The following is a 15,375-nucleotide window of genomic DNA, read 5'->3' as shown; positions in this document are numbered from 1 at the left end:
ATGAATGACGTTAAAGTGTATACATGGATAGGCTTTATTGTTTTTATGGCGCTCATGATTACGGTAGGTTTTGTCAGTTCTAGAAAGATGAAAAGTATTTCAGATTTTGCGACGGGCTTTGGAAGGATTGGACCACGTACGCTAGGCTTGTCTTTTGCAGCGACGTATTTAAGTGCTGCAACCTTTCTAGGTTATCCAGGATGGTCGTATACGTGGGGCCTCAATAATTTATGGTTATTTTTAGCGATGTTTATCGGTGGACCTACAGGCGTTTTAATGGTCGCTAAAAGAGTCAGATCATTAAACACAACACAACAATCCCTCTCACTACCAGATTGGTTGGGCGATTTTTATGACAGTTCTATTTTACGTGTTGGGACAGCTATGATCTTATTATTTAATATTTTCTATATCGCAAGTCAGCTTGTCGCAGGCGCTTTGATTTTTAAATATTTACTCGGTATGAGTTACTTTTCAAGTTTAATTGTTATCACAGTCATTGTTGTGCTTTATGTATACGTAGGTGGTGCACTTGCAGATATTTATACAGATGCCTTACAAGTTATCATGATGGCAGTAGCTGGTCTCACCATTTTTATCTCTGGCATTGTGCTATTTTGGAAGGGGAGCATCCATGATACGTTTTCGGGTATTGTACAAAACTTAAACCACCAAAATCATTACTTAGTCCAAGTTTTTAATCCTGACTCTGTTCACTTTCACTCTTTTACAATGGTTATCGGCGCGATTATTATTCAATGGGCTTTTGCATCAGCGCCCCACTTATTTAACAAAGTTTTAGGTTTAAAAAGTGAAAAAGATTTAGGACACATGATTCGAACTTATATTTTTGTAATGTCAATCTGTTTACTTGTTCTTTTTGGCGGTATTTTCAGTCGTGTGGCATTAGGTGGGCAAGTTGAGAGTTCAGATTTAGCCCTATTACAATATATTGAGTGGGCATTCCCTGCTGGCATTGTTGCTTTATTCGGTGTCGTTATATTGGCAGCAGCCATGTCAACTACAGATGGTTTGTTTGTTTCAATTTCTACAGTGTTTGCGAATGATTTATTTTTAAAACTGATTGTCAAACAGAAGTGGGTGAGTCTTGAAGAAGAGAAAGCCAATCGAATTGCTTTTCGCATTAGTCGTGTTTCTGTGCCGGTTGTAGGACTTTTATCGTTTTTATTAGTTTTGAAGCCACCGCTCTATATGAGTGACTTCATGTGGATTGGGATTTCGGGTATTGCAGCCGGTACAATGGGTCCTATTTTGCATGCGGTATATGCGAAACGAAAAGCACCTGGCCGTGCAGCAGAACTATCGATGGTTGTAGGCTTAGTTTCCTATCTCGTTATTTATTTTGGTGGTGTCATCCCAAGTACAATGTCTGCTGGTGCTATCGCAACAATATTAGGTATATTGACAATTACAGTGATGTCATCTGTCATGCACCATCGTGCTAGCCAACTTTCTGTAGATAAGGGGGAAGCATAATGTTTGTAAATGAAATGTTATCCATTTGGCTATATGGTTATATAGGGATATTTGTTGGACTACTTCTCGCATTAAAATGGGGTTACTCAAATCATGACGAAAAGGAGAATGATTAATGCCAATAATTAAAATTGATTTGATTAAAGGAAAAAGCAAAGATTATATTAAGGAGGTTTTGGATATTTCATATGAAGTGATGCTAGAAGCCTTTCATGCACCAGTAGGGGATCGCTATCAAATTGTGACACAACACGAAGCGTATGAGATGCAAATCTTAGATACAGGTTTAGGCGTAGAACGGACGACGGATGTGTTAGTTTTTACACTTATCACGCGCCCAAGAACGCAAGAACAAAAAACGATTTTTTATCGCAAGCTAGTAGAAATGTTACATCTAAAATTAGGCATTCGAAAAGAAGACGTACTCATTACTCTTGTAGAAAACACAGATGAGAATTGGAGCTTTTTCAATGGGGAGGCGCAATTCTTGAATGGAGACTTATAATATGACAAGAAAAATATCATCTAAAATCTCTCTGCTCTCTTGAGTTGTATTGATTGGTAAAAGAGTTCAGTGGTAAGCATATAAATTCATCAACACTGCAAATTATATGGTTGAGTAAGAAAAATTAGTAGTCTACAACTAAGCAAACGTTAAATGCCAACAAACGTATTCAGACAACACATAGCGATGAACTGTAAAATCTGATGATTAGAAAAGATTTTACAGTTCTTTTTATAGAATCTCAGGTGCTTTTCACTCTAATCACTGCCGTCATGAGGTCTGAAATCATAGTCGTTAAGCATCGTATTAAGTGCATAGAGAAAAGTTCGTTATAATAGTGAAAAAGACGAAAGATGTGTTCAAAATGAAAAAAATAATGATTGTGAATACGAGTTATGATCAATTTGATGGCTTTGATTTACCAACAGGTTTATGGTTAAGCGAACTTGTGCATTTTTATGATGTATTCCAAAATAATCCGAATTATCAATTGGATATATACAATATCAACGGAGGTGAAACGCCAATAGATCCTGTCAGTATGAATAAAGTGACGTTAGATCGTTTGACCAAAAAATATTATGAAGATGAAACTTTTATGCGAAAATTACACGATTCACCATCCGTTGATGAAGCAGATGTGACACAGTATGATGTGATTTATTTTACCGGTGGCCATGGTGTGATGTATGACTTCCGAGGACATGATACGATTGCCCGTGCGGTAAACGACATTTACGATCGTGGGGGTCTCGTTTCTTCAGTTTGTCATGGTGCGAGTGCTTTACTTGAAATTAAGCGCCCAAACGATCATTTTCTTATAGAAGGTCAGAAGTTGACAGGTTTCTCAAATCGAGAAGAAAGTATAGCGCGACGTAAAAAACAAGTACCATATCAGTTAGAAACCGCATTAAAAGAAAAAGGCGCACTTTACCAAAAAAGCATCATACCATTAAAAAGCTTTGTCGTTGAAGAGGAACAATTAATTACAGGACAAAACCCAGCGTCAGCACGTGATGTAGGTGAAGCAATTAAACTCAGATTAGATGTGAAGTGAAAACAAAAAAATTAGAATAGGACTTAAAGAGTTGAGGTGAAATAAAAGAGCCACTCAAACGGCTTTTTATTTCACTTTTTTAGTATCTTGTCGTAAAAATATGACCATCCTAACCTGTGATGATTTTAATGAAAAAGATACACTTTAAACACAATACATCTTGCAATTTCTCATTTTTAGAAAATAATGATTTTAAAAATGCATATTGCGCTTATGAAATGTTTAGCGTATAATTTTAAATCGAAATCATTACTATTTTAGGAGGAGACCACATCATGAAAAAAAGTTTCAAATTATTAGCGACTGTGGTATTGTCGGGTTCTATGTTAGCGGCTTGTGGTCAAGGTGACGATAAAGCATCATCAAACGACCAATTAAAAGTAACAACGACGGTTTTCCCATTACAATCGTTTGTTAAACAAATTGGTGGTGAGCATGTTGAAGTAGATTCTATTTATCCGAAAGGGGCAGACTTGCATAGCTTTGAGCCGACACAAAAAGATATTATCGATGCAAGCAAGTCTGATTTATTCATTTATACTGGTGATGATCTAGACCCTGTAGCGAAAAAAGTAGCAAATGCGATTAAGAAAGATGATCATAAATTATCATTAGAAAGTAGTTTAGATAAAGCCACTTTATTAACAGACCAACATGAACATGGTGAGCACGAAGAACATGGTGAGCACGAAGAACATGGTGAACATGAAGAACACGGTGAGCATGAAGAACATGGTGAGCATGAAGAACACGGTGAACATGAAGAGCATGGGGAAGAGGGACACAAGCACAGTGAAGCGCATGATGAACATGAGCACCACCATCATCATGGGGGTTATGATCCACACGTATGGTTAGATCCACAATTAGATAAAAAATTCGTATCTGCAATTCGTGATGATTTAAGCAAACGTGACCCTAAACATAAAGCAGAATATGATAAAAATGCAGACAAAGTATTAAAAGATTTAGACAGCATTGATAAAGAGTTAAAAGATGTGACAAAAGATCATCAAGGTCATGCGGTATTTATTTCACATGAATCATTAGGTTATTTAGCTGATCGTTATGGTTTTGTACAAAAAGGCGTTCAAAGTTTAAATGCTGAAGACCCATCACAAAAAGAATTGACTGAAATTGTGAAAGAAATTAATGAAACGGGTGCGAAATATATTCTTTACGAAGAAAACGTTGCAAACAAGGTGACAGATACGATTCGTAAAGAAACAGATGCGAAACCATTGAAATTTAATAATATGGAAGCTGTATCTAAAGACCAAGCGAAAGATGCTACTTATCAATCATTGATGAAAGAAAATGTGAAAAACATTGAAAAAGCGCTCAACGACAAAATTAAAGTAGAAGACGATAAAGCAGCAAATAAACACAGCAAAGCGATTCAAGATGGCTATTTCAAAGACGATCAAGTGAAAGATCGTGATTTATCTGACTATGCTGGTGAATGGCAATCAGTTTATCCATTATTAAAAGATGGTACGCTCGATGAAGTTTTTGAACATAAAGCAGAAGACAAAGGTGACAAATCTGCAAAAGAGTACAAAGCTTATTATGATAAAGGTTACAAAACTGATGTAGAAAAGATTAAGATTACAGATAATCAAATTACTTTTACAAAGAATGGTAAGTCTATGACAGGCACATATACGTATGATGGTAAAGACATTTTGCAATATGAGGGTGGCAACCGTGGTGTGCGTTATACTTTCAAACTTGAAGGTGACGCGTCAGAAGGATTACCAAAATATGTACAATTTAGCGATCATAACATTGCGCCTACGAAAACAGGACATTTCCATATCTTTACAGGAAATGACCGTGAGAAAGTATTGAAAGAGTTAGAGAATTGGCCAACATATTATCCAGCTAATCTTACAAAAGAACAAGTTAAAGATGAAATGTTAGAGCATTAATATGATTTAATAAAAGAACCGGACGAGACGTGTATCTCTTCTGGTTCTTTTGATGTTTGAGGTGGTTGGGTTGCTTCTACATTGAGCAACAAGAAAGACTGATTGTTTAACGTAGGCCGCTTCTTCTCTATCGTTTAATTTTATGCTTTTTTGGCTCGAATAGCTCTGTTGGATTGACTGCATATTAACAAGCCGCTATCCATTTTTTCATTATGAAAATATCATCCTGCTTTTTCTGTATGTAACTGTATCAAATTTTAAAATTGATAGGATGAAATACAAGATAATTTGAATATAGCAATAATCTTTTAAAACGGATGTCATACACTGAAAATGAGATGGCAGAGCGCGTTAATGCGTGTGAGTATATTTTGAATTGTAGCCAATTTGTAAAATAAAAATATGGATAACGTCATCATTTCAACATTAAGCAAAATGAGCGCTATCCATAATTGAGTTTTAGGGATGAGTTAAAAACTGAGCCATACCACTTAGACTTTATTGACTGATGCGTCGTAAATGGCATCAATCGTTTGGCCTAATAAGCGATCAAATTCTTCGTCAGATTGGCTCACACGTAAGTCATTAATTAATGCACGTGAGAAACTTGCGATCAAGCCGTGATTTGTTTTTAAGAACTCATTCGCTTTTTCAAGGCTGTAACCACCTGATAATGCCACCACACGAACTACATTTGGATGGTTGATTAATGATTGATATTGATTTTTTTGAGTTGGAATGGTAATCTTTAACATCACATAATCTTCAGAACCAAGTTTGTCTAATTGTTTTTGAATAGATTCAGCTAAATAAGCTTCAATTTCGGCTTTTTGTTCTGCATCAATATTCACTTCAGGCTCGATGATTGGCACGAGACCTTTTGAAATAATTTGGCGTGCAATCCCAAATTGTTGTTCAACAACAGCGTCGATACCTTCTTTATTGAATTCTAAAATGTTAGAACGCATTTTTGTACCGAAGATTTTGTGTTCATTCGCACGATCTAATAAGCTGTCTAATTCAGGAATAGGCTTCATGAGTTGAACGCCATTTTCTTTATCTTCAAGCCCTTTATCTACTTTTAAGAAAGGCACAATACCTTTGTCAGCTAAATATTCACCAGTGTGCTTACCTTCTACTTCACGATCCATCGTTTGTTCGAATAAAATCGCACCAAGCACTTTATCTGCAGTAAATGACGGAGAAGTCACAATACGCGTACGCATGTCATGAACGAGGTTGAACATTTCGTCATCATTAGTGTATTGATCTTCTGAAACACCGTAGCCACGTAACGCTTTAGGTGTACTACCACCACTTTGGTCAAGGGCTGCGATAAAACCATTTCCATTTTTAATTTTATCAAATTGTTCTTGATTCATACTGACTTTCCTCCTTGAAACATTTTTCTACATCTAGTATGACGAATTATGATAACAGATTCAAATGAAATGAGAAATCTAAAAATTGAAAAAAGTAGCGATAAAACGCTGTCATAGTAGGCACCAGAGGATTTTGTCTATAAAGTGAACATTTTGAAGAAAGGTAAATGTGAGGAAATAAAAAACCACTGCACCACGCATTGTTGGAATATGCATGGTACAGCAGCGGATACATGGCTGACGTCTAAAATTGCGCATTTCATTTAATTCAAGACAAGTCATCTGACATTGATGATGGAATAAATTTTGAATACTTTCACTGCATCGATTTTGGTGGAAACTCATCTTTCTTATGATTTATTTGCTAAGGCGTCATATGATATCGTGTCAAACACTTAATGTTTGTTTATTCAGGGAAATATGGAATAAACAATGGTTCAACGGTTGGACAGATTACTGAGAAACCGTCAAAACTTTGGAATGATGCACGCGCAGCTACAACGTTAAAGCTCATCACTTTTCCAACGATATGATGGTGCTCTGAAACGAAATAGGCGCTAAACCCAGGCGGATGAATACCACTCAGCTCATGGGGTGTAAATAGAACTAAAATAGTGCCTTTGATTTCACGAATTGTACGTTCAACTTCGGATAAAGTAATCGGTTGTATGTGTTGAGATGATGGTTCGATGACTGGGTGTTTTTCATAAATGCTGAGATGTAAATCACTCAAGTCACCGTGTATTCTTGTTATGGAAAACAACTGATTGCTTTCGAACTTTTGTTTGATTCTTTCAAAAACATAGGTATGATGCATGTCAGTGATGTCAAAAGTCAATTGAGCACGGTCACGGTAAATGGCGCCATACGGTACTTTCTCTCTACCATTAAGTCCGTGATGCTCATCAAACTGATTCATATGAACGGGCTGACCATCAATAATCACAAAATCGCCATCTGCATGATTCAATGTGCCGAAGCCATAATCACCGTAACGTAACAGTTCAGCAATCGTGACTTCACTCTCTAGGTGACCTTCTAATAATGATTTCATCGTGCCAACTTGATGAATATAGTGACGATATTCTTTCATTGGATCAGCCTCCTTTTTATTTCTCAATACAATCTGAAATATCGCAGACTTCCTATTTTAATACTGTGCCTCATTGGCCAAAGATAGCAAAGCGCTTCGTCGACGAATAAGATTTTAAAATATATTTTGTTGCTTGCTATGTAAAGAGTATAAACGCCGGCAGTAAAAAAATCAACATAATTTTCTGAAAAAAATGACATAAATTTTCTGGCAATGGCATAATGCGCTGATTATCAGGCTTTTAATGTCAAAATTTGAACTAAAAATTATATACATTTCTGTAGTTGTGTGAACCATTTTCATGCGTCGAGTGTACAAAATCCAACGCAATATGTTTTAACCGCTTCATATGAATTTCAACAGTGAGATTTTAGAGAGAGTAAAAAATAATAAAGTATAAAAAGGTAAGTATGTTGACCTATTGGGGTAAAAAAAGAGGAACGCCTTGGCCAACATACTTACCTCATTCAAGATGGTTAAAATGTCGTTGATTATTTCACGTGTTTCATTTCTAATTCATGAATCAAGTGCGTCAGCATTTCGTTATTCGGTGTAGCAATACCGAGCTCACGACCGTACTTTGCGATTTGACCGTTCAAGTAGTCGATTTCTGTATAGCGCCCGTTGTACAAATCTTGATGCATCGAAGGATAGTGTAAACCTTGTGCTTCATTTGGATACGCCGCTTCAATTTTATCAAGCAATGCTGCTGCACTTAATGAGACACCTCGCGCTTCTGCAACTGCGACAATTTCTCCAATGAGAGGTTCGACAATGTCACGTGCTTTTTCATATTGACTGAATTCATTAATGGTTTTGTCTAAAATCGTACAGAGCGGGTTTAAAACACTGTTTAATGTCGCTTTACTCCAAATTGACTTAAATACATTGTCACTAATTTTAGCGTTTAATTTTGCATCATTAAACACTTGATTAATACGTTCTGTACGTTCATCCGCTTGACCATCAGCACGTTGGAATTCAATAGAACCTTGTCCTTCTAATAACAATTGACCTGGTCCACGCAAACCAGCTGTCCACATTGTTACTGCTAAGAAAATTTGTGTTTTTGGAACGATAGCAGAGAGACGATCGCCATGACCTAAACCATTCATCATAGACAATAGAGCGGTATCTTCATTGATTGCTTTGTTGTCGTATAGTGTACGTAACATTTGTTTAGCTTGCATTGATTTCGTCAAAATAATCACTAAATCAAATGTTTCGTTTACTTGGTGTGGCAAAACAGCAGGAATCTCTAGCGTGTAAGTATCGGTTTCTGTTTGGATTTCAAGTCCTTTTTCATTGATTGTATTCACATGTTCTTCCCACATATCAATCAATTTCACATCATAGCCGGCTTCTTTAATTTGGCTCCCGATACGTCCACCCATAGCCCCTGCACCAGCAATAGCAATTTTTTTCATAAAACAATGCCTCCTTATATAAAATTAGTTACAACTTAAGTTTAGATTTCACTTTTTGTATCCGTCAATAAAAAGTTACAGAGACTTTCGAAAATTAGTATTATATGTGATGAAATATTGAAATTTGCTACAAGAAAGCCCAATGTGTAGATTAACGCATTCAGTTCAATGCCTTTGTTCAGTATTTCGGATAAAACGATAATTTTTAGGATATTAAGCGCTTTCATCAGGTGCTATAGTGAAGTCAAATGAAGACAGAGGTGAACCACATGAACTTTTTCGACATTCAAAAGATCCCTAACAAAGGGATTTCGCTTTCAATGCAACGTAAACTTTGGCTACGTTATTTCTTGCAAGCTTTCTTCGTTGTGTTTTTCGCTTACATGGCGATGTACTTGATTCGTAATAACTTTAAGGCGGCGCAACCTTTACTTAAAGAAGAGATTGGATTGACGACGTTACAACTCGGGTATATCGGTTTAGCATTCAGTATTACATATGGATTAGGGAAGACATTACTCGGCTATTTTGTAGATGGTCGTAATACGAAAAAAATCATTTCCTTTTTACTTGTTTTATCTGCAACAGTCGTTTTAATTATGGGATTTGTATTAAGTTACTTCGGTTCTGTAATGGGCTTATTAATTGTTTTATGGGGATTAAATGGGATATTCCAATCGGTCGGTGGGCCAGCAAGTTACTCAACGATATCACGCTGGGCACCACGTACAAAGCGCGGTCGTTATTTAGGTTTCTGGAATACATCACATAATATTGGTGGTGCCATTGCAGGGGGTCTTGCGTTATGGGGAGCGAACGTTTTCTTCCATGGTAGTGTCATTGGAATGTTTGTGTTCCCATCAGTCATCGCGTTGATAATTGGGATAGCGACACTCTTTATCGGTAAGGATGATCCTGAAGAACTCGGTTGGAATCGTGCAGAAGAGATTTGGGAAGAGCCTGTCGAACAAGAAAATATTGATGCACAAGACATGACGAAATGGCAAATTTTCACGAAATATATTTTAAAGAATCCTGTGATTTGGATTTTGTGTGTATCTAACGTATTTGTTTATATCGTAAGAATTGGTATCGACAACTGGGCGCCATTGTACGTATCGGAATACCTTCATTTTGATAAGGCAGATGCGGTAAATACGATATTTTACTTTGAAATTGGCGCATTAGTCGCAAGTTTATTATGGGGTTATGTGTCGGATTTACTCAAAGGACGTCGTGCCGTTGTAGCAATCGGATGTATGTTTTTAATTACATTTGTTGTGCATTTCTACACTCATGCAACAAGTGTGACAATGGTTAACGTTTCATTATTCGCTTTAGGTGCACTTATTTTCGGACCGCAATTATTAATTGGTGTTGCATTAACAGGCTTTGTACCTAAAAATGCGATTAGTGTAGCGAATGGGATGACCGGCTCATTTGCGTATTTATTTGGTGATTCAATGGCGAAAGTTGGACTTGCAGCGATTGCAGATCCTCAGCGCAACGGATTAACAGTATTTGGTTATACATTAAGTGGTTGGACAGATGTCTTTATCGTCTTTTATGCCGCACTCTTTATAGGTATTATTCTACTCGGTTTTGTTGCTTATTTTGAAGAAAAGAAAATTAGAAGTTTAAATATTTAATGTACAATTGGGAGGCTTAGACGTTCAATCGTCTAAGCCCCTTAGTTTTTTTGATTAATAGATGTGCTTTTACATAACTTTACATGTTTAATCTGACAGAAGTTAGCCTGCATTCGAGTCACGACGAATCACTTATAAAAAGTTTTGTGCAAGTAGATGTCATCAGTGAATGAAGTGGTGAACCATACTCGGTGTTCATACCTTATTTTGAATTCACGTATTCTCGTGGTGACATTTTCAAATACTTTTTAAAATGATAACTGAAACTTTTGTAATCAGAAAAACCGACTTTATGGGCAATTTCATAATGTTTATCCCCACTTTGCAACAATGACATCGCTTGATAAATCCGATAACGATTTAAATAATCTAACATCGTAATTCCGACATGGTTTTTAAAAATCCGCATCAAATAAGATTCACTCACGCCGAGCTCTGTGGTTAATGCATTACTTTGCCATTTTTGATCATAATGATGATGGATATGTTGAACAACGTAATTGACGTAATAGTCAGGATACTCTAATTTCATTAACGGTTGAAATATAGGTAATGTTGTCGTCATTGTTGTTTTTTGCTCGTGTGCATGTGGAACAAATTGCGCCAAACGTTGATTTAACTGCTCTGAATCAATCGGTTTCAATAAATAATCTAACACGTGATGATGAATCCCTGCTTGCATATATTCAAAATCATCATAACTCGATAAAATTATCTTCTGACACGGCAAGTCTTTAATCGCTTCTAACAGTTCGACCCCATCCATACGCGGCATACGAATGTCTGTAATCACAAGGTCGGGTTGATGTTCTCGAATCAGTGACAACCCTTCGATGCCGTCTTTAGCGAGCCAAACTTCATGAAAATGATAGTCTTCCCACGAGATTGCCTGCTTCAGTCCTTCACGAATAATACGTTCATCATCACAAATGACCACTTTATACATCAGTTTGCTCCTCTCTTGGTAGTTGAAATGCGATTAATGTCCCTTGTTGATAAGCTGAAAAAATTCTCAATCTTGCACGTACACCATATTGAATTTGTACTTTATGGTTAAGGTGATTCAAACCTAAATGTGACGTATCAAATACATTTTCTTGCAACATTTGTCTCACTTGCGCACGTCTGTCCACTGTCATACCCATCCCATTATCATGGACGAAAATACGTAAATATTTGGCAGTTTGCTTAATACGTATCGTGATGATTAAAGGTTCGGATTCACGACCGTGCTTAATTGCATTTTCAATTAAAGGGTGAATCATCATTTTACGAATCAGCTCATTTTCAAGACGATGGCCCATATCTATATTTAACGTAATACTGTCATCGAAGCGGATGTTTTGAATGGTGACATATTTTTGAATATAAGCAAGCTCCTCTTTTAATGGCACTTTGTCCGTCTTGACGCGCAGTGTATAACGCAACATTTGTGACAACTGTTGTACAACTTTTTGTGCTTGATGCGGTGACAGTGTAATTAAATACTGTATCGTTTGCATCGTATTAAAGAGGAAATGGGGTTGGAATTGACGCTCGATTTCCTTTAATTGTATTTTCCGTAATTGCTGTTCTGTCTGTTCAATTGAGTGAATGAGTGTTTCGTTTGATTCGACTAATTCATAAATATAAGTGTTGATATCTTCAAGTTCACTCGGTTGGCCTAAAGGTTGATATGCCCCGAGTTCACGACGTTGTGCTTGGTTGATACGATCAATCATTAATTCGATATCACGTGTTTGGCGTTTGGCCATGCGATGTGCATTCATAAAACCAAAAATCATTAACAGCACGAAAGCAATACAAATAATGGCTAACAACCGCAGACCATCTTCTAATGCATCGTGGATATCTTTAAATTGAATCATTTGTTCACCTTTATCGTTCAGGCGAATACGTTCTGATATAAAGCCGAATGGTGGGGGTGGAAAAGCATCATCGACGTGAAAATGTTCCGAGTTGGAATACAAAATATTATCAAAGCGATCCAAAATCAAAGTCGTATGACCATAGCGGTCTTGAATTTCTTCTATATGTGGCGTTTGAGCAAGGTAGAAAGACAGTGCGACACTTTCGTGCAACAGTTGAATACGTTGTTGATGCATTAAGTACAACTGATGGACATCTTTCTTTTCATAATTGTTCGTAATAGATGTCTTACCATTATCGACCACGTAATAGACCGTACCTGGCTGTTGATGCACAAGTTCAAGTAATAGACGTTTGAAAGTGGTCACATCAGACTTTTTGGATAAATCGAGTTGTTTCAATGTCGATTTTTCGGTTTGAAGGGTCGTTTTTATTTGATTTTCAGTATGCGCTAAATCATGTTCAGCTTCGTGCAAATGTTGGTGAATGTGTCGATGTTCCACCCAAATATATAAAGTGTAAAAACTGACGAGTCCAAGTAAGATCACAAGGAAAACAGGCAAAATCGTCGAAATAAACAGCGAACGACGCAATTGATAACGATAAGGTTGATACGATTTCATTCTACACGCTCCAAAAATTTTTGATGAGTTTCATGTGGCAATGCAGTTTCAGGGATGACTGGAATATCTCGTAATTGAGCAATTCCGGGTTCTTTGATTTCTGAGACATCACGACGTATCGGTTTTACCCCATTTTCCTGGGCTAACCGTTGTTGTACAGTGTAGCTTGTTAAGTAATGTATGAGTGCAGTTCTTTTAGGGTGCGGGTGTTGACTGTTTACTAACGCAATACCGTCTATATTGAGCACTGTACCTTCATCCGGATAGATGACTTTTAACGGATAGCCTTTTTGAAGCCAGGTGCGCGCATCTTGTTCGTAACTGAGTCCAGCATAATACCGTCCTTGAGCTACTTGGGCAATGACATCAGAAGACTTAGAAAGCGCCACTGCTTGTTGGCGGAATTGATGAATTGCGTCAGTATTGTTATGAATATGGTATAACCCGCGCATATGTTGATAACCTGTCGTTGTCGTTTTAGGGTTCGAATAGGCGACTTTTTGTTTGAGTGCCGGTTGCATAAGGTCCGTATAGCCATTGATGTGAATATCACCTTGTAAGTCTGTATTCACAACAATTACTGTCGGCATTAATATAAACGGTGTGACGATAGGTTGGTCCGATAATGAAATACGAAACTTCGATAGATCTGGTGCTTTATAAGGCACAAAATCTTCGGGATGCTCGATAGTTTCACTTAATACCCCACCTACAAAAATATCTCCGCGTCCATGTTTCGGCGTCTGATGAATTTTTGATAATAAAACTTGTGTCGAATCTTCAATGACTGTTACCTTTACATTTTCTTGATGTTCGAAGTCTTTGAGTATAGGTTGAATCAAATGTTTCGGATAGGGGGAATAAATGGTTAATGTATCGTTCGCATTCGATGTATCTTGTTGACAACCACAAAGAAGTATAATGAGTAGACACCATAACCATTTTTTCATTCGTATAATCCTTTCCTATCTCAAGTATTGTATTTATCTTACCAATATTTATTTAATTTGTAGAGAAAAAAATTAATATTATGACTTTCTTATGATTTTGGATGATTGCAAACGAATGATAAATAAAAAACCTCCTTATTCCATCATGGTGAATAAGGATGCGAGATGCATTATTCAAATATTGATGTGTTTTCGGCATAACGCTTTCGAAAATAGAGTAAAACCCACAATAATACAACACCAGAAATAACAAATGCGAGGGTAGTGTGTAGTGGAATAACGAATCCGAAAAACACTAAAGCGGCTGTCCTTAACCTCATGGAAAGACTACCTAGTAATGCGAAAACTCTTGTTTTATACCGCTCTTCCACTTCTTTTTGTAATAAAATTTGAAGCGGAATGTTATTAAGATTGACGGCAAACTCAGCGACAATCGTAGCGAATGCAATAATACCGAAACTAAGCCATAGTTGCTCTTGAAACATTGGAGCGAGTCCGAATGCGACTAAAACAAAAGCAAGTATTGTAATTGATGTACTGATATATCGCTTGTAATGATTTTTAAGCGTATAGATTGAGAAAAAGAGACCGCTTGCTAAGACTGATCCGCTGAAAATAATTTCGAACAGACCAAGATGTTTAGACGTTAAATGCAACTGTTGCAAAATCATAAAAGGGACACCAATCATGATAGCAGTGATGAGAAAGTTGACAAATGCCGCTGTGACAGTGATGGCTTTCAAATTATTGAAACGTGCAATGTATTTGAAACCGGACTTAAAATTTTGAAAGAAAGTTTGTTGCTGTTGCACAACGCCTGCATTTTTAAATGTGAGGAGTGGCAACAGTAATAAACATAAAAACTCAGTAACTGAATTGATGAGTGCGATATTTTGAATTGACAATATCGCTACAAGTAAGCCGCCCAAAATCGGTGACAAAATTCCTGACGCAGAAGTCACGATTTGACGATAAGAATTCAACTTTTCTAAATATTCCTCTGAGATGAGTTGTAAATTAGAACTTACAATCGATGACACAATCATATCCACGAAGACCAGCACAATCATGGTCATGAAAATCATCGGTATATTTTCAGTAAATGCAAATAATAATAATAGGATACCGGTACTGATACTTTGGCCAATCATAAGAAGTCGTTTGTGCGCAACTCTATCAATAAACGTACCGATTAAAGGTAATGCTAGCGTCTCGATCATTGCAATAGCGCCCAAATAAGTTCCGAATAATGAAGCAGAACCCGTTAACGTCAAAATATAAAAGCTACAGGCGAAAGAAAAAATGGAAGACATGAAAGTGGAAAGTGTGTCGAAACATAGTAATTCAATTATATTGTACATAACATTGTCTGCTTTCGAATAGAATATATCG

Annotated in this window: 12 protein-coding genes; 5 read left to right on the top strand and 7 right to left on the bottom strand. The window is 36.8% G+C overall.

All coding sequences use genetic code 11. The features are described from left to right. From BJK46_RS07450 to adcA, 4 genes are all read left to right on the top strand, one after another. Complete coding sequence (locus BJK46_RS07450; RefSeq protein WP_103263666.1) at positions 1–1,497, top strand: sodium:solute symporter family protein; 1,497 nt, start codon at positions 1–3, stop codon at positions 1,495–1,497. A gap of 115 nt (positions 1,498–1,612) precedes the next feature. Next, positions 1,613–2,002 carry a tautomerase family protein gene (locus tag BJK46_RS07445; protein WP_020219423.1) on the top strand — a complete coding sequence of 130 codons (390 nt, stop codon included), beginning with the start codon at positions 1,613–1,615 and terminating at the stop codon, positions 2,000–2,002. Between the two features lie 364 nt (positions 2,003–2,366). Continuing rightward, positions 2,367–3,059, top strand: coding sequence for a type 1 glutamine amidotransferase domain-containing protein (locus tag BJK46_RS07440; protein ID WP_181396361.1), 693 nt, complete (start codon positions 2,367–2,369; stop codon positions 3,057–3,059). Positions 3,060–3,334: 275 nt separating this feature from the next. Continuing rightward, positions 3,335–4,990, top strand: a complete 1,656-nt coding sequence (gene adcA, locus BJK46_RS07435; RefSeq protein ID WP_037542170.1) for a zinc ABC transporter substrate-binding lipoprotein AdcA — start codon at positions 3,335–3,337, stop codon at positions 4,988–4,990. Between the two features lie 491 nt (positions 4,991–5,481). Here adcA and BJK46_RS07430 read toward each other — a convergent pair whose 3' ends face one another. The 3 genes from BJK46_RS07430 to BJK46_RS07420 form a co-directional block, all read right to left on the bottom strand. Then, positions 5,482–6,372, bottom strand: coding sequence for a fructose bisphosphate aldolase (locus BJK46_RS07430; RefSeq protein ID WP_015729712.1), 891 nt, complete (start codon positions 6,370–6,372; stop codon positions 5,482–5,484). Positions 6,373–6,778: 406 nt separating this feature from the next. After that, positions 6,779–7,465 (bottom strand): acetolactate decarboxylase, encoded by a 687-nt coding sequence (locus BJK46_RS07425; protein ID WP_014612863.1) that lies wholly within the window; start codon positions 7,463–7,465, stop codon positions 6,779–6,781. Positions 7,466–7,956: 491 nt separating this feature from the next. Further along, positions 7,957–8,892: a ketopantoate reductase family protein gene (locus BJK46_RS07420; protein ID WP_014612864.1), complete on the bottom strand. Its 936-nt coding sequence runs from the start codon at positions 8,890–8,892 to the stop codon at positions 7,957–7,959. A 269-nt stretch (positions 8,893–9,161) separates the two neighbouring features. Between BJK46_RS07420 and uhpT the strand changes: the two genes are divergently transcribed. After that, positions 9,162–10,541 carry a hexose-6-phosphate:phosphate antiporter gene (gene uhpT / locus BJK46_RS07415; protein WP_014612865.1) on the top strand — a complete coding sequence of 460 codons (1,380 nt, stop codon included), beginning with the start codon at positions 9,162–9,164 and terminating at the stop codon, positions 10,539–10,541. A 202-nt stretch (positions 10,542–10,743) separates the two neighbouring features. Here the strand turns inward: uhpT and BJK46_RS07410 are convergent, their stop codons facing one another. The 4 genes from BJK46_RS07410 to BJK46_RS07395 all read right to left on the bottom strand — a co-directional run bounded on the left by BJK46_RS07410 (position 10,744) and on the right by BJK46_RS07395 (position 15,296). Beyond that, positions 10,744–11,487 carry a response regulator transcription factor gene (locus BJK46_RS07410; RefSeq protein ID WP_101457297.1) on the bottom strand — a complete coding sequence of 248 codons (744 nt, stop codon included), beginning with the start codon at positions 11,485–11,487 and terminating at the stop codon, positions 10,744–10,746. Continuing rightward, a complete protein-coding gene (locus BJK46_RS07405; RefSeq protein WP_103263664.1) occupies positions 11,480–13,033 on the bottom strand; it encodes a sensor histidine kinase in 1,554 nt (517 codons plus the stop codon). The genes BJK46_RS07410 and BJK46_RS07405 overlap by 8 nt, the downstream gene beginning before the upstream one ends. Continuing rightward, positions 13,030–13,983, bottom strand: coding sequence for an extracellular solute-binding protein (locus BJK46_RS07400; RefSeq protein WP_015729710.1), 954 nt, complete (start codon positions 13,981–13,983; stop codon positions 13,030–13,032). Before BJK46_RS07400 ends, BJK46_RS07405 begins: the two co-directional genes overlap by 4 nt. Before the next feature lie 170 nt (positions 13,984–14,153). Continuing rightward, positions 14,154–15,296 (bottom strand): MFS transporter, encoded by a 1,143-nt coding sequence (locus tag BJK46_RS07395; RefSeq protein ID WP_157980252.1) that lies wholly within the window; start codon positions 15,294–15,296, stop codon positions 14,154–14,156. Positions 15,297–15,375 lie beyond the last annotated feature (79 nt).

Origin of the sequence: Staphylococcus pseudintermedius, assembly GCF_001792775.2 — a bacterium.
GTDB classification, from domain to species: Bacteria; Bacillota; Bacilli; order Staphylococcales; family Staphylococcaceae; genus Staphylococcus; species Staphylococcus pseudintermedius.
Note: the sequence above shows the minus strand (reverse complement) of the source record. Positions and strands in the feature narration are given on the sequence as shown.

Bases quoted from the DNA above. Each gene is read 5' to 3' on its own strand.
- BJK46_RS07440 (WP_181396361.1), top strand. From the start codon at position 2,367: ATGAAAAAAATAATGATTGTGAATACGAGTTATGATCAATTTGATGGC.
- BJK46_RS07395 (WP_157980252.1), bottom strand. From the start codon at position 15,296: ATGTCTTCCATTTTTTCTTTCGCCTGTAGCTTTTATATTTTGACGTTA.
- adcA (WP_037542170.1), top strand. From the start codon at position 3,335: ATGAAAAAAAGTTTCAAATTATTAGCGACTGTGGTATTGTCGGGTTCT.
- BJK46_RS07400 (WP_015729710.1), bottom strand. From the start codon at position 13,983: ATGAAAAAATGGTTATGGTGTCTACTCATTATACTTCTTTGTGGTTGT.
- BJK46_RS07430 (WP_015729712.1), bottom strand. From the start codon at position 6,372: ATGAATCAAGAACAATTTGATAAAATTAAAAATGGAAATGGTTTTATC.
- uhpT (WP_014612865.1), top strand. From the start codon at position 9,162: ATGAACTTTTTCGACATTCAAAAGATCCCTAACAAAGGGATTTCGCTT.
- BJK46_RS07420 (WP_014612864.1), bottom strand. From the start codon at position 8,892: ATGAAAAAAATTGCTATTGCTGGTGCAGGGGCTATGGGTGGACGTATC.
- BJK46_RS07445 (WP_020219423.1), top strand. From the start codon at position 1,613: ATGCCAATAATTAAAATTGATTTGATTAAAGGAAAAAGCAAAGATTAT.
- BJK46_RS07425 (WP_014612863.1), bottom strand. From the start codon at position 7,465: ATGAAAGAATATCGTCACTATATTCATCAAGTTGGCACGATGAAATCA.
- BJK46_RS07450 (WP_103263666.1), top strand. From the start codon at position 1: ATGAATGACGTTAAAGTGTATACATGGATAGGCTTTATTGTTTTTATG.
- BJK46_RS07405 (WP_103263664.1), bottom strand. From the start codon at position 13,033: ATGAAATCGTATCAACCTTATCGTTATCAATTGCGTCGTTCGCTGTTT.
- BJK46_RS07410 (WP_101457297.1), bottom strand. From the start codon at position 11,487: ATGTATAAAGTGGTCATTTGTGATGATGAACGTATTATTCGTGAAGGA.